Here is a 21,558-nt window from a genome sequence, read left to right on the forward strand (position 1 = left end):
TTGAACTACTAGAATATTTTATCCTATTATAGCTAATTATTATTGTGATTACAAGTAGTCAAATAAAAGCCGCGCGCGCTCTTTTGGGCATTACTGCTACCAAACTTGCAGAACTATCTGGTGTGGCGTTTACTACCATTGTTCGACTTGAGTCCTCCGAAGGTATTCCGTCAGGTCAGGTAAAAACTTTGGACGCAGTACAGCGTGCAATAGAAGATGCCGGCATCGAATTCATCGGCACGCCAGAAGAGGGCGCTGGGGTGAAGTGGAAATCTAGCTTTGCAAATAAATAGCTATGGGACGCGGCGTTGAGGTTAGTAAGGGGCGTTATATTGATATTTCAGGGGATCCGCCTACCCATGAACAAGCGCTTCAAGAAAAAATTCGCAAACTTTTAGAAAAAGCCAGATTTAAGCGCGCGACCTTAAGATCATCCATTCGCATTACCCAAGCGATTCTCAATTGCGAAGAGCACCGCGCAGCACCCTACAACAGTTACAAAGGTAAAAAAGTTACCCGCATCTCATTTGGAGGTGTTCGTAAGGAAGGTAGAAACGATGAAGAGTTATTGCGCTTTCAGTTTATTAGCGCAATTTGGTCCAGCTGGAATGAGGGCACAGAAATAAAGCCAACTATCAATAATAAGGGTGATGAGCAAACTCCATTTGTTGAATTTGCCATGCCTTTTTTTAAATTAGCGCAAATTGGTAAGGTATTGACACACTTAGAGGACTATGAGTCTTACCGCCAAGCCTTACTCAAAAAAAATCAAACCTATGAAGAGTGGAAAGCAGAACGCCTGCAAGTAAAAGCCTTTAGAAAAAATTTGCAAATAAAAGAATAATTTTTAGATTTTGGGTTTGTTTCCGGGGGGTATTTACCAAAAAAGTGCCTAGAAAATAATAGAAGATTTTCTCGCTGTGAGAAAGTCATTAACCTATTATTAGGAGATTTAAAATGGCTAAAACCATTCAGAAGCAAACCGGTCCTAAATCTATTGCCGGCAAAAAGATAGTAGCAAAAAATGCGCTCAAAGGGAATATCTTTACTAAGGGCTATTTACCCAGTGAAGATGTCACACAAAAGCAAGTTGAGTTTGAAGCGATGTGCGATCAGTGGAAGGCCTATGATCCCAGTAGGCAGTTGGTATTACGAACCATTGAGCAAGCAAGCTTAGGCCTTGAGCGCATGATGGCTGTTGAAAAAATCAAAATTGAAGCAGCGATGCAGTCCCTCGATATTGTACAAAAATTTACTATACGTGCAGGCTTAAGTGCGATGCTTGGCAATTCGCTTCCGGCTTGGTATTTTATGGAGAATGATGGCGGACAAAAAAAGTATGCCATCTACCTCGATTTGGTGTGGCAGCAAGCAGAAGAACTACGTGTAAAGTTTAGTGATCGCATCGTGCCACAGATTAAGGAATACTTTCCTGATCTGTATCACTACATCATGCAAAATCAACCCGCAAATGCTTCATTTTTGATGGTGCTTGGCCAGCGCTACCAAAAATCAGCTGTCACATTAAACCTAACTGAGCTCATGAATTCTCTAACCTCAAAGTTTGGCGATCACCTAACCTGGGCACAGGATCCGGCGCGCTATCAACTCATTATTAATGGTATCCGCGCTGAGCAAATGTATGAGGTGATGGATTTAGAGCGCAATAACCGGATAGCTACGAGTTTACAAAATCGTATCTTTAAGGCTTACCAAGCTTTAAGTTACTTTAATCAGATTGAAGCAAGGGATGTGCAGCAGGTTATAGAAAAAGCCCAGCTACCGATTCTTGCAATGGATGAGCCTGAACCCGATTCTGAGAGCAAGGCGGAAGAGGAAAGTGCAAATGTGGTTGATGAAAAAGTAGTTTGATATACGAAAAAAGTGCCATTTTGAAAAAACGAAATGGCACTTTTCTAAAGTAAATCAAGCACTTAATGATTTTAGATTAAGGATGAATTGCGAGAGGTCCTTACTAGTGTATTGCTAACTAAGCAATCTTGGTTTTAAGGATTGGCAAGCCAGCGACATAACCTTCAAGCACATCCCCTTTTTTTACTGCAGCTACACCGGCAGGGGTGCCAGAAAAGATTAAATCACCTGGTTCTAGTGCAAATAAGGTAGATAGATAGGCAATCGTGTCAGGCACATTCCAAATCATCATGGCAAGATCACCTTCTTGTTTAATCACGCCATTGACTTTGAGATTAATGAGTCCTTTGGCCAGATGGCCGCATTGACTGACTGGAACAAGGCTTGCGCAGGGTGCTGATTCATCAAAGGCTTTACCGGTATCCCAAGGGCGCCCCATTTTTTTTGCCTCACCTTGTAAATCGCGGCGCGTCATATCAAGACCCACGCCATAACCCCACACATGATTAAGTGCATCAGCGGGTGCAATGTTAGAGCCACCAATACCAATAGCTACGACCATTTCAATTTCATGATGCAGATCTTGCGTTAAAGAGGGGTATTGCATGTCTTTACCATCGGTCACAATTGAAGTGGCTGGCTTCATAAAAAAGAAGGGCGGTTCACGGTCGGGATCATGGCCCATTTCACGGGCATGGTCAGCGTAATTACGACCTACACAATAGATGCGGTTAACAGGAAAGCGACGGCTATCACCCTCAATTGGAATGGAGTTGACTTTTGGGGCGGCGATAACAAATTCGGTACTCATGATGGTCCTTTGAGGGGGATAAAATGGAAATTGCTAGTTACTATAGCATCAGTTACAAGGCCATACTTCAATGCTAGAATCAAAATCAATTATTAGAAAAAACATGAATTAATAGGAGATATGCTTGATGGGATACTTGCCGAACTTGGTTGCTTGCTTAGCATTTCTGGTGGGCACTATTTTTATGCCGTTTTCGGTGCACGCTCAAGCTGATTACCCCAATAAACCGATTCGGCTCATTATTGGCTTTCCGCCAGGGGGCTCTACTGATATTGTCGGTCGAATCGTTGCGCAGAAGTTAGGTGAGCGCCTTGGCCAGACTATCGTGGTTGAAAATAAAGCGGGCGCGGGTGGCACGATTGGCGCTGAGTTAGCTGCCAAAGCAGCGCCTGATGGATATACCTTAACGATTGGCACTACGAGTACGCATGCCGTTGCTGCTGGCGCTTACGCAAAGTTACCTTATGACCCCGTAAAAGGTTTCTCACCCATTTCTTTAGTTGCGACCACGCCTTATTTGCTAGTTGTTAATCCAAAGGTGCCTGCTAATACTCTGGCAGAACTAGTGGCCTTAGCAAAAAGCCAGCCTGGTAAGTTAAATTACGCTTCAGCTGGTAATGGCTCGACTACCCATTTAGCGATGGAAATGTTAAATGATGTCGCTGGCATGGATGTGGTGCATGTACCTTACAAAGGTAATGCTCAAGCCGATTTAGCAATTCTTGCAAATGAAGTTCAAGTGTTGTTTGGCTCGATGCCCGCTTTATTACAAAACGCTAAAGCGGATAAAGTGCGCCCCCTAGCGGTAGGTACTTTAAAGCGCTCTTCTGCCTTACCAAATGTACCTACGGTTGCTGAAAGCGGATACCCAGGTTTTGAGGCGGCACTTTGGTTGGGAGTTTTGGCTCCTGCTGGCACCCCTAAACCGATTATTGAGCGGTTAAACAAAGAGTTAGTCAGTATTGTGGCTACACCGGATTTTAAAGTGCTGATGGAGAAAAATGGCGCCGAGCCGGTGAGTAATTCTCCTGATCAGTTCAGCGGCATGATTCGGTCTGAAGGCGATCGGTATGGCAAGGTCGTTAAAAAAATTGGGCTTAAATTAGATTAAATTAACAGAAAAATAGTGCAAAATAGCAAGATTCATTTTATCCACCAACAGTAGAAAGTAAGACCATGGCCACCAAGAAATCCCCAAGCAAAAAAATGGCCTCTAAAAAAGCGGTTAAAAAAAGTATTAAGCGCGTTGCCTCTAAAAAGCCAGCAGCAAAGAAGTCAGCCGCTAGATCGAATGCTAAAGCGACCCCTTCTACTGCAGTGAAAAAAGTGCAAATTGAAACTTTTGATCAGCCACTTGAAACGCTATCGCAGTTACAACCCATTACTTACGCTTTAATGCGTTGGGCTAAAAGCTTAGGCTTTCAAGATTCGATTGAAATCGATCCCGATGGTAATGGCGCGCAGTGGGAATTAACCGTTGAATCTAGTAATTCTAAAATTGAGTATCAGTGCTTTTTCAATACCTTTGAAGAAAGTGGCTTAATTACGATGTCAATTTATTATCTTGATCATGAGATTCCTGCAAAGAATTTAAGTAAAGCAAAAGATTTGATTTTGCAAAGTAATTTGAACTGTTTTGTTGGTCAATTTCAATTGGCTAATGAAGATAAATTCTTGCGTTATTACTCAGCAGTTGATCTTGAGGATATCGAAGCCATTGATCCCCGCTTAATTGGCAATATGTTCCATGCTGGTAACCAGTTTATGGGTGGCTTTATCGATCAGTTTATTAAGATCGCTATCAAGGCAAAATAAAGCCACGTCATAGGCGCGCTAAAGACTCACTTCATCATTTTGAAATAGAAAAGGTATTGTCAGATGTCAGAAACAGGTAAACAGGCTCCTAATGTCATTGGTACTTGGGTTGGTCAAACGAATGACGCTGTGATTGGGGGAGGTAGTCACTACCCCGGCGGTAAGTCAGGCGAAGTTCGTTTTCTGAGTTCGACAGTGACCTATCAATTTGATAAGCAGTCTAATCGCGCCTTTGCTGGAGTGTTTACGATTGCCAACCATACCGTGCCAATCGTTGGCTCATTTAGCGGTGATTTAGTTAGTGGCACGATGGCTGATAAGGACGGGACCTACACCTTTAAGATGCTTGGGCAAAATCAGATATCCGTCTTTTTCGCTTCTACAACAACGGATCCCGCTGATCAATCAGCCGGGCCAGTAGCTGATTGTCACGAAATTACTAGACAGTAATTAAAGTGCGAGTAATTAAATACCAACCCGAGGGTTGGTATTTAATAATCCTTACTTATCCATCACCTATTGCTTTAGTGAAATAGTTTGTATTAATAAATAAAGTAGCCTAGCAACCTTTAAATAGTCACTGCATCACCCTAAAAACCAAAAAGGCCTTAAAGACATAATCGCCTTTAAAGCCTTATAAAAACTGGTTGCGGGGGCAGGATTTGAACCTACGACCTTCGGGTTATGAGCCCGACGAGCTGCCAGACTGCTCCACCCCGCGTCTGAGCCTTCGATTCTAGCATTTTTAAGCCTATTTTGTCGAGCTTTGCAGGCCTTTAAGGGTATATTGTGACAATTAATCGGGAAAAATAAGGGCTCAAAGGAGTAATATATTGCCTTGCAATATCAATTTGAGGTTAAGTAATGTCGGTTAGCAATCCCGAATATTCAGAATCGACGTTACTACGTCCTATCGAAATTTCTCATGGTGCCCATCACGAACATCGCGGTGCCTTACCTGGTCTAGTCGTTGCAGCTATTGGTGTGGTCTTTGGCGATATTGGTACTAGCCCACTGTATGCTTTAAAAGAATGTTTTAGTGTTGCCCACGGCATTCCATTTTCAGCAGAAGCCGTTTATGGCGTGATCTCGATGGTGTTTTGGGCATTTACCATCGTCGTTTCATTAAAGTATGTGCTCTTCATTATGCGTGCTAATAATCAGGGCGAAGGCGGCACTTTAGCTTTAATGGCTTTGGCATTACGCTCGGCACCGGTTGGCTCTCGCCGTGCGATGACCTTAATGATGATGGGCGTGTTTGGCACTTGCATGTTTTATGGTGACGCCATTATTACGCCAGCAATTTCGGTTTTATCTGCTGTTGAGGGGCTTGAAGTTCTTTCGCCAAACTTAACTACTTACGTTATTCCTGTGACTTTAGCAATTTTGACTGGATTATTTTTAATTCAGAAAAAAGGCTCGGCATTAGTGGGTAAATTATTTGGCCCCATCATGGTTACTTGGTTTGTAGTTTTGGGTGTGATGGGTATTTACCAAATTATTAGTAATCCCATTATCTTGCTTGCCTTTAATCCCCTATATGCAATTGATTTCATGCTCAACCATGCGTTACAGGGCTTTATTGTGCTCGGTGCAGTATTTCTGGTGCTAACAGGTGCTGAGGCTTTGTATGCCGATATGGGGCACTTTGGTATTAAGTCGATTCGGGTGGGTTGGTTCTTTTTAGTGATGCCCTGTTTATTATTAAATTACTTTGGTCAGGGAGCCATGCTGCTACTCAACCCTGAGACAGCAAAAAATCCCTTCTATTCCATGGTACCCGATGTATTTGTATTTCCCTTAATTATTTTGGCAACGCTAGCGACAGTCATTGCTTCGCAAGCTGTTATTTCTGGGGCATTTTCCATTACTAGCCAAGCTATTTTGTTGGGTTTCTTGCCACGCATGAAGATTCAACATACGTCGGATAAGTCGATCGGACAAATTTATATTCCTTTAGTCAATTGGATTTTATTTATCTTTGTGATTGTGATTGTGTTGGCATTTAAAAAGTCTGAAAATTTAGCCGCTGCTTATGGCATTGCAGTTACAACAACTATGATTATTGATACGGTTTTAGCTGCAATTGTGATGCGGGTTTTATGGCGCTGGAATGCCTATTTAGTTACCCTTGTGATTTCCGCTTTTTTATTTGTCGACGCCGCCTTCTTTACCGCTAACTTATTAAAAGTATTAGAGGGGGGCTGGTTCCCCTTACTGCTTGGTGCCATTTGTTTCATGCTGCTCTTAACCTGGTATCAGGGCCGACAAATGATGCGTGAGAGGGCAGTAAATAATGGCATTAAGCTCGATTCTTTCATGAGCTCCTTATTAAAGCATCCTCCCCATCGCGTAGAGGGCACCGCGGTTTTTCTTACTGCGCATGTTGATTACTTGCCGGTGTCTTTCTTGCATAACTTAAAGCACAATCATGTCTTGCATGAACGGGTTTTCTTCTTGAAAGTGAGTATTTGGGATATACCCCGAGTGCGAAATGAAGACCGTATTACTCTAAGTGAAATTGAGCCGAATATTTTTATTGTGCGGGCGGTGTATGGCTTTAATGAAACCCCTGATATGAGTCAAATCATGCATTTGATTGAGACTAAAGCGAACTTGAAATTCGACTTGATGAGTACCTCATTTTTCTTATCGCGTGACACCATTGTGCCTACTGATATGAAAGGCATGGCTCTTTGGCGTGAAGCCATATTTGCCTGGATGTATCAAAACGCGAGCCGTCAATCTGACTTTTTCAAAATTCCGGCAAATCGCTTAGTTGAATTAGGCGCAAAGGTTGAGATTTGAAAGCCGTATTTGCTGCGCTTACTATGGTATTTGCCATTTTGTGTTGCGCTAATTCAGTATGGGCTAATACTCCTGAGGAAGATGAGTTAGCAGAGCTGAATAAAATTGAAGCGCAATTACTATTACAGCGTCAGTGGATTGATTACCGTTGGAAAAAAGCCTCTGCAGCATGTTACAAAGATTTCTTCGTAACCTATTGCTTAAAAGGCACACGCGCTGATTATCGCGAAGAAATTGATCCCATTCGTGCGCAAGAAGTGGCTTTACATGAAAGCCAGCGGATTGTGCGCGACAAAATTAAAGATGCCAATGATGCCAAGCGGGCTGCTGAGCGCGCGGATCCCGCAAAAGCAGTGCAACGTGCTGATAATAAAAAAGCGTTTGAACAAAAACAAAAAGACGAAGCTGAACGTGCCGCTGATTTAGAAAAACGCCGTAAAGATGCGCCACGGCGTGCGCAAGAAAATAAAGCGGGTACTCAACTCGATTAATTTCCTATGGCAAAAGTAAAAACAATATACGTGTGCCAAGCTTGTGGCGGCACTTCTGCTAAATGGCAGGGCCAATGCCCAACTTGTCAAGCATGGAATACGCTGGAGGAAAGCATTGCTGAAACACCCAGTGCACCTCGCTTTCAGGGTTTAACACAAGCGATTCCACGGCAAAAATTAGCCACCATTCAAGCGGAAGATTTGCCGCGCCTTCCTACTGGCATTGAAGAGTTTGATCGGGTTCTGGGTGGCGGTTTAGTGCCTGGCGGAGTGGTGTTACTTGGCGGAGACCCTGGTATTGGTAAATCAACTTTACTACTGCAGGCCTTAGCGCAAATGAGCGCGGCTGGAGTTTCAGCGTTATATAGCAGTGGCGAAGAATCGGCTGCTCAAATTGCACTGCGTGCTAAACGGATTGATTTAAAAGCCCCTCAGCTTGAAGTATTGGCCGAAATTCAGTTAGAAAAATTGTTAATGATCATGGATACGGTGCGCCCGCAAGTAGTCGTGGTTGATTCGATTCAAACGATTTATTCCGAAGCCTTTAGCTCTGCACCAGGATCAGTTGCGCAGGTGCGCGAGTGCGCAGCCCAGTTAACCCGTTTTGCAAAGTCCACGGGCATTTGTGTTTTATTGGTCGGTCATGTGACTAAGGACGGTCATTTAGCTGGCCCACGGGTGCTTGAGCACATTGTCGATACCGTTTTGTATTTTGAGGGTGATACCCACTCGAGTTTTCGTTTAGTACGCGCGATTAAAAACCGTTTTGGTGCAGTGAATGAACTTGGTGTTTTTGCTATGACGGAAAAGGGTTTACGGGGGGTATCAAACCCTTCAGCCATATTTCTTTCGCAGCATGCTGAAATGGTGCCAGGTGCTTGTGTATTAGTAACGCAAGAAGGTAGTCGCCCCTTATTAGTGGAGATTCAAGCCTTAGTTGATACCGCGCATATTCCCAACCCGCGTCGCTTGGCAGTAGGTTTAGAGCAGCACCGTTTAGCCATGCTCTTGGCGGTCTTGCATCGCCACGCTGGGATTGCTTGCTTTGACCAAGATGTTTTTTTGAACGCAGTTGGTGGAGTCAAGATTTCTGAGCCCGCGGCTGACTTAGCGGTGTTGCTAGCGATTCAATCCTCGATTCGTAACCGCGCTTTACCGCGTGAATTAATTGTTTTTGGTGAAGTCGGTTTGGCTGGCGAAATCCGGCCGTGTCCACGGGGTCAAGAGCGTTTGAAGGAGGCTGCTAAATTGGGCTTTACTGTTGCCATTATTCCTAAAGCGAATATGCCCAAAACTAAAATTGCTGGTCTACGCATTATTAGCGTTGAGCGCATTGATGAGGCGATTGCTGCGGCTAATGATTTAGAGTTAGCGTAAGTCTTCAGCCTGAATGAGGATCACTTGCTGATTGCCAGCTGATACCTCCATCCAAATAACGGGTATCTGGGGAAAAGCCAAATGAAAGTGCTCGGCCTCATTGCCAATTTCAATTAAGAGTGCGCCGCGCTCATTTAGATAGTCTGGCGCAGCATCAATAATGCGCCGGATCAAATTCATCCCATCGCTGCCACCCGCTAAAGCAATTGCTGGCTCAGCTTGATACTCTGCTGGTAAGGCTTGCATTGATGCGTCGTTGACATACGGTGGGTTACAGATAATTAAATCAAAACGTTCTTCTTCATTCGGATCGGGTAAAGCGTCAAATAAATCACCATGCAAAAGCTCTATTTGTTCGCTAAACCCATGGCGCTTTAAATTCCGCGCGGCTAAAGCTAGGGCGGGCATACTAATATCACAGGCTGTAACGCGAATATCGGGGCAAGCTAGGGCAGCCAAAATAGCTAGCGAGCCATTGCCAGTACAAAGGTCGAGTACCTTACCATCAGCTGGCAGCCAAGGCTCGATATCGCCTGATGTAATCAGTTCGGCAATAAACGAGCGGGGCACAATGCTTTGCTCATTGCAATCAAATGGCACCCCCATTAACCACGCCTCTTCCAGTAAGTATGCAAGTGGCTTACGGCTACGAATGCGTTCCGTGGCAATGGCTAAGGCATGCGCTTGTTGCGCGGTAGTTAATTCAGTATGCATTTGCTCAAGTGCTGCACTGGGACTTAAACCCAACTCTTTACTGACAATCCAGAGTGCTTCGCTTTGGGCATCGATAGCACCATGACCAAAATGCAAGTTAGCCATAGCCAGCTGCGTAGCTAGCTGTTGGCAGCATGCTTCAATTGAAATCGGGTTAGCAGCAGAAGGCTGCTGTGGCGCTAGAGGCTCAGGGTCCATGAAGGGAATATTTTGCGGAAGGGATTCAAGTGCCAGCTTAGAGGGATAACGATTAAGCCAGCAGATTTTCTAAAACGCGTCGATAGATATTTTTGAGAGGTTCAATATCGTTTATTGAAACACACTCATTGAGCTTATGGCTAGTAGAATTTATTGGACCAAATTCGACTACCTCTTTACAGATTTGCGAGATGAAGCGACCATCGCTAGTGCCACCGGTGGTAGAAAGCTCAGTAACTATCTGAGTTTCAGTTTGAATCGCCTCTTGGAGTGCAAGCGCTAAGGCCCCTTTTGGCGTCAGAAAAGGGCTAGCACCTAGCTTCCAATCGATTGCATAGTCAAGTTTAGCTTCATCCAAAATTGCACTAACCTTTGCGCGTAACGCTTCTGGGGTACTGGCAGATGAAAAGCGAAAATTAAATTCGACGGTCATTTCCCCGGGAATAATGTTGTTTGCACCAGTACCAGCGTGAATATTCGAAATTTGAAACGTGGTTGGCTGGAAATAGTCGTTACCCTGATCCCATTCGGTGCTGGCTAAGGTAGCAATCGCCCCAGCCGCTAAATGAATGGGGTTGGCACCGAGGTGAGGGTAAGCAATATGGGCTTGAATGCCTTTGACACTGAGCTTCCCAGATAAAGACCCGCGCCGACCATTCTTAATCATGTCCCCTAAGCGATTGACTGAGGTGGGCTCGCCAATGACACAGTAATCTAAGGCTTGACCGCGTTTTTTGAGGCGCTCACACATCACTACCGTGCCATCGTGTGCAGGGCCTTCTTCGTCACTAGTGAGGAGAAAAGCAATGGTGTCCGCATGATTGGGGTTACTTCGTACGTATTCTTCAGTGGCCACGACAAAAGCCGCTAATGAGGTTTTCATATCTGCTGCACCACGGCCAAAGAGGTAGCCATCACGCTCACTTGGGGTAAAGGGGTTGCTATCCCATTTGTCTAATGGACCCGTGGGCACGACGTCGGTATGGCCCGCAAAGACAAAGACTTTTCCAGCTTTGCCTAGCTTGCCTAATTTAATGGCCCATAAATTCGTTACAGAAAAATCTGCCGGACCACTGATCACCGTTTCAATCTCAAAACCGAGCGCTTTTAAACGTCCAGCGATGACCTGCTGGCAACCACCATCGGCTGGCGTAATCGAGTGGCAAGCGATGAGCTCTGCAGTTAAATCGGCGGTAGCCGAATGGGTGGCTAAAGGCATGCTTAGTCGCGTAATAACTCATTAATAGCGGTTTTGGCCCGCGTTTGTGCATCGACTTTTTTAACAATAATAGCCGCGTAAAGGCTATATTTGCCATCGCTTGAGGGTAGTGAGCCAGGCACCACAACTGAGCCTGCTGGTACGCGACCATAATGGACTTCGCCAGTGTCGCGATCATAAATTTTGGTACTTTGGCCAAGGTATACGCCCATGGAAAGAACGCTATTTTCTTCGATAATGACACCCTCAACGATTTCTGAGCGAGCGCCAATAAAGCAGTTATCTTCAATAATGACGGGTCCAGCTTGAATGGGTTCGAGTACCCCACCAATGCCGACACCACCGGAAAGATGGACATTTTTACCAATTTGGGCGCATGAGCCAACGGTGGCCCAGGTATCGACCATCGTGCCTTCATCTACATAGGCACCAATGTTGACATAAGAGGGCATCAGAACCACATTTTTGCCAATAAAGCAGCCTCGTCTAGCCATTGCAGGCGGGACAACGCGATAGCCGCCAGCAGCAAAATCGGCGGCCGTAAAGTTTTCGAACTTGCTGGGAACTTTGTCGTAAAACTGGGTATACCCTCCCGCCCCCATGGGCTTGTTATCTTCCAGGCGAAACGAGAGTAAAACAGCCTTTTTAACCCACTGATTGACCTCCCACTGGCCTCTGCCCTTTTTTTCAGCAACCCGAATATGGCCCGAATTAAGACCCTCAAGAACTGCAATTACAGCCTTGCGGATATCGGCGGAAACGTCTTGAATAGAAAGGTTGGCACGGTTTTCCCATGCTTGTTCAATGATGCTTTGTGGTGATTGGCTCATACTTTTTAGTTAACTATCAGATTGTTAAGGGGTTTTGTTCTAGGAGGACGAATTATCATTATATCGGTGGGTCAAAAATGGGTGTTGATGCCCCTAACTTGCTATCATCTTCCACAGTGCCATTTGTCATTAAATTGCCTTTTTAATCCCTTTCTTTACAAAGTACGCCGTGCAACTTAAATCAATCAAACTCTCAGGCTTTAAATCTTTTGTTGATCCCACTCATTTTGAATTACCTGGTCAATTGATTGGTGTAGTGGGGCCCAATGGTTGCGGTAAGTCAAACATTATTGATGCGGTTCGCTGGGTTTTGGGTGAGTCACGTGCCAGTGAGTTGCGTGGCGAATCAATGCAAGACGTGATTTTTAATGGCTCTGGTTTGCGTAAACCATCGGGCCGCGCCAGTGTGGAATTAATTTTTGATAATGCTGATGGACGCGCGCAAGGGCAGTGGAGTAGTTTTGGCGAACTCTCGGTAAAGCGGGTGTTAACTCGTGATGGCAATTCTAGTTACTATATTAATAATCAAGTAGTACGCCGTAAAGATGTACAAGATATCTTTTTAGGCACTGGCATGGGGCCACGTGGTTATGCCATTATTGGTCAGGGCACGATTTCTCGAATTTTAGAATCTAAACCAGAAGAGTTGCGGGTTTTTCTTGAAGAGGCTGCGGGCGTTTCAAAATACAAAGAGCGGCGCAAAGAAACTGCCGCACGGCTAGAAGATACCCAAGAAAATTTAGTGCGCGTACAAGATATTTTGCGCGAGCTGGAATTGCAATTAGCGCGCTTAGAAAGTCAAGCGACAGTTGCTGAGCGCCATAACCAGTTGCAAACCGAAATGAAAGCGCAGCAGCAATTATTATGGTTTGTACGCCAAACCGAGGCAGGCAAAGAGCAAGAACGTTATGCCAATGCAATTCGTGACTCACAAGTGCAATTGGAAGAGCAAACAGCGAAGTTACGGCACGCCGAAACCGAACTAGAAACGATGCGTACTCGGCAGTACGCCTTACAAGATAAAGTCTCTTTAGCCCAAGGGGATTTATATCAAACCAATTCAGATGTAAGTCAAGTTGAGTCACAAATTAAATATGTGCAGGAATCTCGCTTGCGTTTACAGCAACAAACCCAAGACCTACAAGCCCAACTACAGCGTTGGACCACGCAAGAAACCGATGCCGCGCAAGCCCAACGTAGTACCGAGCATGAATTAAGTGCCGCTTCTGACCATGAGCAAGTGATGTCAACTGAGCTTGCTGATTTGCAGGCCGATGCACCCATTAAAGAAACTGCGTTTCAAGATGCCACAAAAAGTGTTGATGACTTACGAATTGCTTTAGCTAATGTCGATCAGCGCTTAGCGAGTTTAGGAGAGCGCATCAAGGCGGTAGCTGAGCAAATGGAAGATGCAAAAGGGCGCGAGGCGCGTTTAACAGCAGAATTGCAAGGCTTGCGACAACCTGATGCAGAAGCCTTAAAAATGGCCCTCGATCGCTATGCAGTTGCGGCGCGCAAGGTTGAAGAGAGCAAAGTCCAGGCAGCAGAAACCCAGGCGCGCGTACCCGCTACAGATGCTGCTCGTCAAGCGGCTATGGAAGAAATTCAAACGGCAAATCAAGATCTAGCGCAAACCGAAGCCAAATTAACTGCCTTAACAGCGCTGCAAGCGAGTGTGCAAGCCCAAGGAAAAATTGGCCCATGGCTAGACAGTAAAGGCTTAAAAGAGAGCAAGCGCCTATGGCAAGACATTAAGGTTGAAAAGGGTTGGGAGCCAGCATTGGAATCGGTGTTACGCGAACGGCTTGCCGCCTTAACTGGCAAGGATGTTAAAGCTGCGCTGACATTAGCTAAAGACGCCCCTCCAAGTCGTTTGGCGATTTTATTAACCGATGGTTTAAAAACGGTGACGCTGAATGTGCCGACGGGTTTTACCCCTTTAATGACGCGGGTGCAATGTGTGGCAGGATCGAGTATTCAGCTAGTACTGCAAGAGTGGCTAAATGCTATTTTTATCGCCGATAGCTTAGATGATGCTTTGCAGCGGCGCGAAAAATTACCCCTTGGTGCAGCCTTTGTCACCGCACAAGGTCATCTAGTAACTCGCGTAGGTGTGCAACTGTATGCGGCTGATTCGGAGCAGGCTGGGATGTTAGCTCGTGCGCAAGAGATGGAGGGGCTGGAAAAACAATTACGCGCGCAACGCCTCATGCAAAGCGAGTTACAAGGTGCCTTAGATCAATGTACTGCAAACTATCAAGCTGCCTTACAAGCCGCTGAGCGTGCTCGACTCAATGCCGAGGGGGCTGTGCAAACAGCCCATGGTTTTGAAGTTGAGCAAATGCAGTTAAGTCAGGCCGAAGAGCAATATACCTTGCGGGCTACCCAAATTAACACGGAACTAACTGAATTAAGTCAGCAAATTGAGCAAAGTAATTTACAGGTAGAACAAGCCAGAGCTGACTTTAATCAATCCGAGCAAACCCAAGCGAGTACGCAGACAGAATTGACAGCTGCTCACCAGCAATATGAGTTAGCTACGCAGGCTCGTGACCAACTACGTGAGGCCTTACGAACTGCTGAAATGGCGGCGCAGGAAGCAGCTTTTGCAGCCCGCTCTTTACAGCAACGAATTACCGATTTGCAGCGCGACCAAACTACGGCGCGTACCCAAATTATGGAAATTCAAGATAAATTTGCCGCCGCTGAAACTGAGTTAGCAGGTTTAAGTGATGAAGATGCTCAGGATAAGTTACAAACTTTACTGGTGACTCGTACTGATCGTGAAACTGCCTTAGCGAATGCGCGTACAGAACAGGATGCATTACTACATGAGTTGCGTGAAGCAGATGAAGCACGGATGTTGGTAGAGCGTACCCTACAACCATTGCGTGATAAAGCGACTGACTTGCAATTACGGGAACAGGCTGCACGTCTCAATTATGAGCAATTTGCCACTTTATTATCAGATGCTGAAGCTGATCTTGATAGTCTTGAGGTTCGCTTTAGCACTGATTTAAAAGTCAGTAGTTTACAAAGCGAGGTTACCCGCTTGAATAATGAAATTCAATCATTGGGCCCTGTCAACATGACTGCGCTAGATGAGTTGGTGAGCTCGCGTGAGCGTAAATCATTCCTTGATGCCCAATCGGCTGATTTGCACGAGGCCATGCAAACCTTAACCGATGCAATTGCCAAGATTGATGCTGAAACTCGTGATTTATTACAAGGCACTTTTGATCAAGTTAATGCACACTTTGGTCGTTTGTTCCCCGAGCTCTTTGGTGGTGGTCATGCCGAATTAGTGATGACAGGCGAGGAGATTTTAGATTCCGGTGTGCTGGTCATGGCGCAACCGCCTGGCAAGAAAAATAGTTCAATTCACCTTTTATCGGGTGGAGAAAAGGCCTTAACTGCGATTGCCTTGGTCTTTTCACTTTTCTTATTAAATCCTGCGCCGTTCTGTTTATTAGATGAGGTGGATGCGCCCTTAGATGATGCAAATACCTTACGCTATGCTGAAATGGTTGCCAGAATGTCAGCTAAGACTCAATTTGTTTTTATTTCGCATAACAAAATTACCATGGAAATTGCTCATCAACTCATTGGCGTGACCATGCAGGAGCAAGGTGTATCGCGCATAGTGGCAGTCGATATTTCTTCGGCGGTATCGATGGTGGAGCCGGCTTAAATGCCAATAAATGAAATGATTGGCAAATTAGGACTGTCAGACCTGCAATTGGCTTTAGTTGTCATTGGGATTTTTTTATTACTGTTAGTGGTGATTGTCAATTTTAGGCATGGGCGCGCTCGCCGCAAATTGAATGAAATGAGGAGCACCGGAAAATTTGATCCTGAGCTGGGATCGCAGCAACGACATGAACCTTCTCTTGGTGAAAGCGATCCTGCAGTGAGTTCTTCATTGCTCGCTGATTCAGCAACAAATAGCAGCAAGATGACTATTGATCCTCGCATTGATTGTGTCGTGACCTTGCGTTTTACTGAGCCGATTCAGGCAACGGAGATCTTGGCAGAAATTGCCACCTGGCCTCGTTTTCAATTTAATTGGGGGGCTGAAGGCTTAAAGGCAAATTGGATTGATGGCGATACTTGGGAAAAAATTCAAGCGGGCTCTGCTTATAGTGAATTACAGTTGGCAATGCAACTCGCCAATCGACAAGGGCCAATTGAGGTTTTTGACTTATCCGATTTTTTCACTCATTGCCAAAATTTAGCAGAAGCTTTAGGCGCACAAATTGACATGCCTGGGGTTAACGCGATGCTAGATAGCGCTAAAGAATTAGATGCCTTGGCAGCCCAAACCGATATACAGCTGAGTATTAATATACTTTTTGATAGCACCCCCTTAAGCTGGAATGATTTAGGGGCTTTGCTGCAAGCAAGGGGCTTTCGTCTTAGCGCGAATGGTCGCTCCTTTGAATTTTTTAATCAGCAGCAATTACTGTTCTTCAGTAGCGAATTAAATCCTGCTGAGCCAGTTAGCCAACTTACTTTTTTACTTGAGCTGCCACTGGTAGCAGTTGAAGAGCGGCCCTTTGAGAAAATGTTAGCGGAAGGTGCGGCAATTGCTGAGACAAAGCAGGGTCGCTTGGTTGATGATAATGGCATTAATTTAACGGCGATGGCAGTTAGTAGTATTCATCATCATATCGATGGTCTTTATGCCGAATTAGAGCGGGGCGGCATTGTTGCTGGTTCTGCCACTGCTCAACGGTTATTTAGTTAGGTTGTGATTTTGTCGCAGAAGGATCCGGCAAAATTAGCCGAGCGATATCGGTGGCTTCAGTTAGAGCTAGCTCGTCTAGAGCATGCTTATTATGTGCTTGATGCGCCTTTAGTGCCTGATAGTGAATACGATCGACTGTATCGCGAGATGCTCGATATTGAGCTCATGCACCCTCAATGGGTTAGGCCCGACTCACTCTCCCAGCGGGTTGGCGGTGTTGCTTTAAGTGATTTTAAATCAGTGCAACATGCGGTACCCATGCTTTCCTTAAATAATGCATTTGAATTAAAGGAATTAGAAGCTTTTGAGCGGCGCTGTCGTGAAGGTCTACATCTGCAGCAAGTTGAATTTGCCGGCGAATTAAAGTTTGATGGTTTGGCCATTTCCTTACGCTATGAAAATGGCGTACTCGTTCGGGCTGCGACGCGTGGTGATGGCGCTAACGGTGAAGATGTTACTGCTAATATTCGTACCATTCGCGCTATTCCTTTGCATTTATTGGGAAAATCAATACCTACTGTGCTCGAGGTACGTGGTGAGGTGTTCATGTATTTGCGCGACTTTGAGCGGATGAATCAATTAGCGGCTGAACTGGGTGAAAAGGAATTTGCCAACCCCCGTAACGCAGCTGCCGGTAGTTTGCGGCAGTTAGATTCGAAAATTACCGCACGTCGCCCACTTTCTTTTTTTGCTTATGGATTAGGCGAATTAATTCCAAATTCTTGGTTACCTGCAACCCATCGAGAATTATTGGATCGTTATATTGAATTGGGTTTACCGGTTTGTCCTGAGCGTCGTTTATTAAACTCAGTAAAAGAGATGCTGGCTTTTTACGATGAGGTGGGTACGAAACGCGCTAATTTGCCCTATGACATTGATGGCGTAGTTTATAAAGTCAATTCCTTTGCCGAGCAAAATCAATTGGGTTTTGTTTCTAGGGCACCCCGTTTTGCTTTAGCACATAAATATCCTGCACAAGAGGCGTTGACTACGGTCTTAGGAATTGATGTGCAAGTGGGCCGCACTGGCGCGATAACTCCGGTGGCACGCTTAGCGCCAGTTGAGGTTGGGGGGGTTACCGTTACCAATGCGACTTTACATAACGAAGATGAAGTACGCCGTAAAGATGTGCGCATTGGCGATACCGTAGTTGTGCGTCGAGCAGGCGACGTAATACCCGAGGTAGTAGCGGTGTTACCCGAGCGACGTCCCAAGAAGACCGCACAATTTGTAATGCCCAAGCGTTGTCCGGTGTGCGACTCCCATATTGAACGTTTGGCTGATGAAGCAATTGCGCGCTGTAGCGGTGGCTTATTTTGTGGTGCGCAACGTAAGCAAGCTTTATTGCATTTTGCCCAACGTCGGGCAATGGATATTGAGGGATTGGGAGAAAAAATTGTTGATCAATTGGTCGATTTGAATATCGTACGCACCCCAGCAGATCTTTATCGCCTCGGGTTTAATGCTCTAGCTAATTTAGAGCGGATGGGTGAAAAGTCGGCGGACAATTTAATTCAAGCAATTGAGCAATCCCGAAAAACGAGTTTGGCGCGCTTTATTTTTGCCTTAGGAATTCGTCATGTCGGTGAAACTACGGCTAAGGACTTAGCTGCGCACTACGGCAATATGAGCGCCTTGATGGCGGCCTCTGCCGAGGAACTATTAACTATTCATGACGTTGGCCCAGTTGTAGCCGATTCGATTGAAAGTTTTATGGCTGAGGCACATAATCGCGAAGTCATTGAACAATTGCTAGCCTCTGGTATGCAGTTGAGTGTGACTGAAAAGACCTTGAATGCAGCGGTAGCAGGTAAAACCTTTGTTTTGACCGGTACCTTGCCATCCCTTTCACGTGAGGATGCTAAAGCGATGTTGGAAAAAGCCGGCGCAAAGGTTGCTGGCTCGGTATCAGCGAAGACCAATTATGTTGTCGCCGGCGCAGATGCTGGTAGCAAACTAGCCAAAGCAGAAGAGCTTGGTCTTGCCGTAATTGACGAAGCAGAAATGCTGGCTTTATTGCGTTAAATAATTACATTATTTCGCGATACGCAACTTTGCTCTATTAACTTCCCAGTACTTCCAGTAATTCAGTTTCTAATTGAATTTGTAAGCGCGGATTTTTACTGAGTTCACTAGCATTTAAAAGTAAGACGTCTTCAACTCGCTCGCCTAGCGTATTGATGCGCGCAGTATGCAGTGAAACATGGTGTTTAGCCAATACTCTTGATATAGCATAGAGCAAGCCTGCGCGGTCGCTGGCGGTGAATGAGAGAGCATAGTATTGACCTCGTTCATCGGGCTGCATATGGACCCTGGGTTGAATGGGGAAGCTGCGTGACTGACGCGATAAACGACCCATCGCTGGCGTAGGTAGAGGTGTGGCTTTTTGTAATGCTTCAGTAAGGGCATATTCAACTAATTGAATTTGATTGCGGTAACTATGAGGCTCATCATCGAGTTCACTACTAGCAACTTCAAAGGTATCTAAAGCATAACCATGACGCGTAGTATGAATGCGCGCATCTAAAATTGAAAAACCGTTACGTTCAAAGTAGCCACAAATGCGCGAGAAAAGGTCTGCTTGGTCAGGCATATAAATAGCAACTTGTAAACCTTCTCCTGCCGGTGATAGCCGTGCAAGCACAATCGGTTTGGTAGTTTCAACTTGATCCATTAAATGGCGCGATAGCCAAGCAATATCACCTGCCTCTTGGCGCAAGAAAAAAGCCACATCGAGTTTTTGCCAGAAGTCTTCATACGCTGAGTCTTGAAAGCCATGTAAACGCAAGTTACGTCGCGCCTCTTCTTGATGCTGAGCTAATTCCGATGAGGCATCAGGCTTTGCACCACCTAAAACCCTTAGGGTAGCGCGATATAAATCTTCCAGTAACTTGGCTTTCCAGCCATTCCAAACTTTAGGGCTAGTGCCACGTACATCGGCAACAGTTAGTAAGTAAAGCGCTGTGAGATGACGTTCATCGCCAATTTTTTTTGCAAAAGCCATAATCACATTTGGGTTGCTAATGTCTTGTTTTTGAGCAACCTGACTCATATTTAAGTGCTCAGCTACTAGCCAAACTAATAATTCGGTATCTTTTTTATCAAGCCCATGGTCTTTGGCGAATTCACGGACATCGCGTTTACCTAGTATTGAATGATCGCCCCCACGCCCTTTAGCGATATCGTGAAATAAAGCCGCAATAACTAGTAGCCAAGGCTTTTCAAAGTGCGCAATTAAACGACTACATAAAGGGAACTCGTGAGCATGTTCGACCAACATAAAGCGGCGCACATTTCTAAGGACCATCAAAATATGTTGATCGACCGTGTAGACGTGGAATAAATCATGTTGCATTTGCCCGACGATGCGCCGAAAGGGAGGTAGGTAGCGACCCAGTACACTGGTTTGATTCATGAGTCTAAAGGCATTACTGACACCATCGGCTTGCTTTAAAATTTCCATAAAGAGTTGGCGATTTATTGGGGCCTTACGCCATTGACTATTCATTTTTTTACGCGCGTTATACAGTGCACGCAAAATCGTAGCTGATAAGCCATTGACTGCTGGGGTTTGGGTTAATACTAAGAAGGTCCGCAAAATTTGCTCAGGGTGTTTTTGATATAAATTGGGATCTTGAATATCTAAGAGGCCTTGGCGCTCAATAAAATCACTGTTCTCTGCACCCGCAATAGGATGAATGGTGCGTGATTCTTGGGGAAATAATAAAGCTTCAATATTTTGTAACAAAATAGTATTGAGTTGGGTAACCGCCTTGGCTACCCAGTAGTAGCGCCGCATGATGGCTTCACTGGCTTGACGGGCTGAGCTTTCTTCAATACCCATGGACTTCGCTAAACCCGCTTGCAAGTCAAACGCTAAAACATCTTGATGGCGTTTAGCAAGTAAATGTAAATTAGCGCGAAGCGTTGCTAGAAAGCGCTTATTGCGTTTTAATTCAGTAAGCTCGCGCTCGGTAATGAGATTTTTTTGGAACAAATCATTAAAGCTATTGCCCAGTTGAGCGGCCTTACTTACCCAGAGGATTACTTGTAAGTCGCGGAGCCCGCCGGGACTTTCTTTGCAATTGGGCTCAAGCGCATAGGGCGTACCCTGATACTTTTGGTGACGTTGGGTTTGCTCTAGCAATTTAGCTTGGAAGAAGGCCTTGGGATCAAGTGTCGCAGTAAATGCGGTTGCAAATGATTGAAATAGATACCGCGAACCGCAGATGAGCCGAGCCTCTAACAGTGAAGTACGCACGGTTATATCTTGTTCCGCTTCACTTAAGCATTCTGCTAATGTGCGCACTGCCGAGCCAATTTCTAGTCCCGAGTCCCAGCATTGCGTAATAAAACGTGCCACCTTTTCACTCTCAGCTTTTGTATCCAGCTTCGATTCGTTGGGTAGTAATACTAAAATATCAATATCAGAATAGGGAAAAAGCTCTGCGCGCCCAAAACCACCGACTGCAATCAGCGCCAAATGAGCTCCCATAGCGCAGTCTTGCCATAACTGTTTTAAGGCCAGATCATTTAATTCGGTGAGTTTTTTTGTTAGTCGCGCGACATTTTGATCTGCTAGAAATAGTTCGTATTCAGCAGCGCATGAGCTACGTAGATGAGCAATGGCCTGATGCGGTGCGAGTGCAGTCACTGAATTCATGGTCGCAGAAGGA

17 protein-coding genes and 1 tRNA gene are annotated in these 21,558 nt (G+C 45.3%); 12 read left to right on the plus strand and 6 right to left on the minus strand.

Annotated elements, in window-relative coordinates; all coding sequences use genetic code 11:
* Positions 1-44: 44 nt before the first annotated feature.
* The 3 genes from LZG75_RS05265 to LZG75_RS05275 all read left to right on the plus strand — a co-directional run bounded on the left by LZG75_RS05265 (position 45) and on the right by LZG75_RS05275 (position 1,872).
* Complete coding sequence (locus LZG75_RS05265; protein WP_233923817.1) at positions 45-293, plus strand: helix-turn-helix transcriptional regulator; 249 nt, start codon at positions 45-47, stop codon at positions 291-293.
* A gap of 2 nt (positions 294-295) precedes the next feature.
* Positions 296-844 (plus strand): hypothetical protein, encoded by a 549-nt coding sequence (locus tag LZG75_RS05270; RefSeq protein WP_233923818.1) that lies wholly within the window; start codon positions 296-298, stop codon positions 842-844.
* Between the two features lie 113 nt (positions 845-957).
* On the plus strand, positions 958-1,872 hold the full coding sequence (locus tag LZG75_RS05275; RefSeq protein ID WP_233935956.1) for a hypothetical protein: 915 nt from the start codon (positions 958-960) through the stop codon (positions 1,870-1,872).
* Positions 1,873-1,990: 118 nt separating this feature from the next.
* On the opposite strand, the gene LZG75_RS05280 is transcribed toward LZG75_RS05275, so the two are convergent.
* Entirely contained in the window at positions 1,991-2,683 is a 693-nt protein-coding gene (locus tag LZG75_RS05280) for a fumarylacetoacetate hydrolase family protein (protein ID WP_233935958.1), read from the minus strand.
* Between the two features lie 127 nt (positions 2,684-2,810).
* On the opposite strand from LZG75_RS05280, the gene LZG75_RS05285 reads away from it, so the two are divergent.
* The 3 genes from LZG75_RS05285 to LZG75_RS05295 all read left to right on the plus strand — a co-directional run bounded on the left by LZG75_RS05285 (position 2,811) and on the right by LZG75_RS05295 (position 4,948).
* Entirely contained in the window at positions 2,811-3,794 is a 984-nt protein-coding gene (locus tag LZG75_RS05285) for a tripartite tricarboxylate transporter substrate binding protein (protein WP_233935961.1), read from the plus strand.
* Between the two features lie 65 nt (positions 3,795-3,859).
* Positions 3,860-4,498 carry a YbjN domain-containing protein gene (locus tag LZG75_RS05290; protein ID WP_233935963.1) on the plus strand — a complete coding sequence of 213 codons (639 nt, stop codon included), beginning with the start codon at positions 3,860-3,862 and terminating at the stop codon, positions 4,496-4,498.
* 63 nt (positions 4,499-4,561) lie between these two features.
* Positions 4,562-4,948, plus strand: coding sequence for a hypothetical protein (locus LZG75_RS05295; protein ID WP_233935966.1), 387 nt, complete (start codon positions 4,562-4,564; stop codon positions 4,946-4,948).
* Positions 4,949-5,142: 194 nt separating this feature from the next.
* On the opposite strand, the gene LZG75_RS05300 is transcribed toward LZG75_RS05295, so the two are convergent.
* Positions 5,143-5,219, minus strand: a tRNA-Met gene (locus LZG75_RS05300).
* A gap of 143 nt (positions 5,220-5,362) precedes the next feature.
* Between LZG75_RS05300 and LZG75_RS05305 the strand changes: the two genes are divergently transcribed.
* The 3 genes from LZG75_RS05305 to radA are packed head-to-tail and all read left to right on the plus strand — an operon-like array spanning position 5,363 to position 9,174.
* Positions 5,363-7,306: a potassium transporter Kup gene (locus tag LZG75_RS05305; RefSeq protein WP_233935968.1), complete on the plus strand. Its 1,944-nt coding sequence runs from the start codon at positions 5,363-5,365 to the stop codon at positions 7,304-7,306.
* Entirely contained in the window at positions 7,303-7,797 is a 495-nt protein-coding gene (locus LZG75_RS05310) for a hypothetical protein (RefSeq protein WP_233923824.1), read from the plus strand. The genes LZG75_RS05305 and LZG75_RS05310 overlap by 4 nt, the downstream gene beginning before the upstream one ends.
* A gap of 6 nt (positions 7,798-7,803) precedes the next feature.
* On the plus strand, positions 7,804-9,174 hold the full coding sequence (radA, locus tag LZG75_RS05315; protein ID WP_233935980.1) for a DNA repair protein RadA: 1,371 nt from the start codon (positions 7,804-7,806) through the stop codon (positions 9,172-9,174).
* Here radA and prmB read toward each other — a convergent pair.
* Genes prmB through dapD form a run of 3 tightly spaced genes read right to left on the minus strand, consistent with a single transcriptional unit; the run spans position 9,166 to position 12,135 of the window.
* A complete protein-coding gene (gene prmB / locus LZG75_RS05320) occupies positions 9,166-10,086 on the minus strand; it encodes a 50S ribosomal protein L3 N(5)-glutamine methyltransferase (RefSeq protein ID WP_233935989.1) in 921 nt (306 codons plus the stop codon). The two genes, radA and prmB, sit on opposite strands and share 9 nt — an antisense overlap.
* Before the next feature lie 52 nt (positions 10,087-10,138).
* On the minus strand, positions 10,139-11,305 hold the full coding sequence (dapE, locus tag LZG75_RS05325) for a succinyl-diaminopimelate desuccinylase (RefSeq protein WP_233935992.1): 1,167 nt from the start codon (positions 11,303-11,305) through the stop codon (positions 10,139-10,141).
* A gap of 2 nt (positions 11,306-11,307) precedes the next feature.
* Entirely contained in the window at positions 11,308-12,135 is an 828-nt protein-coding gene (dapD, locus tag LZG75_RS05330; protein WP_233923828.1) for a 2,3,4,5-tetrahydropyridine-2,6-dicarboxylate N-succinyltransferase, read from the minus strand.
* 169 nt (positions 12,136-12,304) lie between these two features.
* Here dapD and smc point away from each other — a divergent pair, with 169 nt between their 5' ends.
* From smc to ligA, 3 genes are read left to right on the plus strand one after another with little or no spacing between them, the layout of a single operon-like run.
* The gene (gene smc / locus LZG75_RS05335) at positions 12,305-15,826 is read left to right on the plus strand and encodes a chromosome segregation protein SMC (RefSeq protein ID WP_233923829.1); all 3,522 of its coding nucleotides are present in this window, start codon (positions 12,305-12,307) and stop codon (positions 15,824-15,826) included.
* Entirely contained in the window at positions 15,827-16,882 is a 1,056-nt protein-coding gene (locus LZG75_RS05340) for a cell division protein ZipA C-terminal FtsZ-binding domain-containing protein (protein ID WP_233935994.1), read from the plus strand. It abuts the gene before it with no gap.
* Positions 16,883-16,891: 9 nt separating this feature from the next.
* Positions 16,892-18,907: an NAD-dependent DNA ligase LigA gene (gene ligA, locus LZG75_RS05345; RefSeq protein WP_255698792.1), complete on the plus strand. Its 2,016-nt coding sequence runs from the start codon at positions 16,892-16,894 to the stop codon at positions 18,905-18,907.
* A 37-nt stretch (positions 18,908-18,944) separates the two neighbouring features.
* On the opposite strand, the gene LZG75_RS05350 is transcribed toward ligA, so the two are convergent.
* Complete coding sequence (locus tag LZG75_RS05350; protein WP_255698793.1) at positions 18,945-21,545, minus strand: [protein-PII] uridylyltransferase; 2,601 nt, start codon at positions 21,543-21,545, stop codon at positions 18,945-18,947.
* Between the last annotated feature and the right edge of the window lie 13 nt (positions 21,546-21,558).

Origin of the sequence: Polynucleobacter sp. IMCC30063 (assembly GCF_021395235.1) — a bacterium.
In the GTDB taxonomy this organism is placed as follows: Bacteria; Pseudomonadota; Gammaproteobacteria; order Burkholderiales; family Burkholderiaceae; genus Polynucleobacter.

Coding starts and splice junctions, on each gene's coding strand:
- LZG75_RS05270 (WP_233923818.1), top strand. CDS start 296: ATGGGACGCGGCGTTGAGGTTAGTAAGGGGCGTTATATTGATATTTCA.
- LZG75_RS05275 (WP_233935956.1), top strand. CDS start 958: ATGGCTAAAACCATTCAGAAGCAAACCGGTCCTAAATCTATTGCCGGC.
- LZG75_RS05280 (WP_233935958.1), bottom strand. CDS start 2,683: ATGAGTACCGAATTTGTTATCGCCGCCCCAAAAGTCAACTCCATTCCA.
- LZG75_RS05285 (WP_233935961.1), top strand. CDS start 2,811: ATGGGATACTTGCCGAACTTGGTTGCTTGCTTAGCATTTCTGGTGGGC.
- LZG75_RS05290 (WP_233935963.1), top strand. CDS start 3,860: ATGGCCACCAAGAAATCCCCAAGCAAAAAAATGGCCTCTAAAAAAGCG.
- LZG75_RS05295 (WP_233935966.1), top strand. CDS start 4,562: ATGTCAGAAACAGGTAAACAGGCTCCTAATGTCATTGGTACTTGGGTT.
- LZG75_RS05305 (WP_233935968.1), top strand. CDS start 5,363: ATGTCGGTTAGCAATCCCGAATATTCAGAATCGACGTTACTACGTCCT.
- radA (WP_233935980.1), top strand. CDS start 7,804: ATGGCAAAAGTAAAAACAATATACGTGTGCCAAGCTTGTGGCGGCACT.
- prmB (WP_233935989.1), bottom strand. CDS start 10,086: ATGGACCCTGAGCCTCTAGCGCCACAGCAGCCTTCTGCTGCTAACCCG.
- dapE (WP_233935992.1), bottom strand. CDS start 11,305: ATGCCTTTAGCCACCCATTCGGCTACCGCCGATTTAACTGCAGAGCTC.
- dapD (WP_233923828.1), bottom strand. CDS start 12,135: ATGAGCCAATCACCACAAAGCATCATTGAACAAGCATGGGAAAACCGT.
- LZG75_RS05340 (WP_233935994.1), top strand. CDS start 15,827: ATGCCAATAAATGAAATGATTGGCAAATTAGGACTGTCAGACCTGCAA.
- LZG75_RS05350 (WP_255698793.1), bottom strand. CDS start 21,545: ATGAATTCAGTGACTGCACTCGCACCGCATCAGGCCATTGCTCATCTA.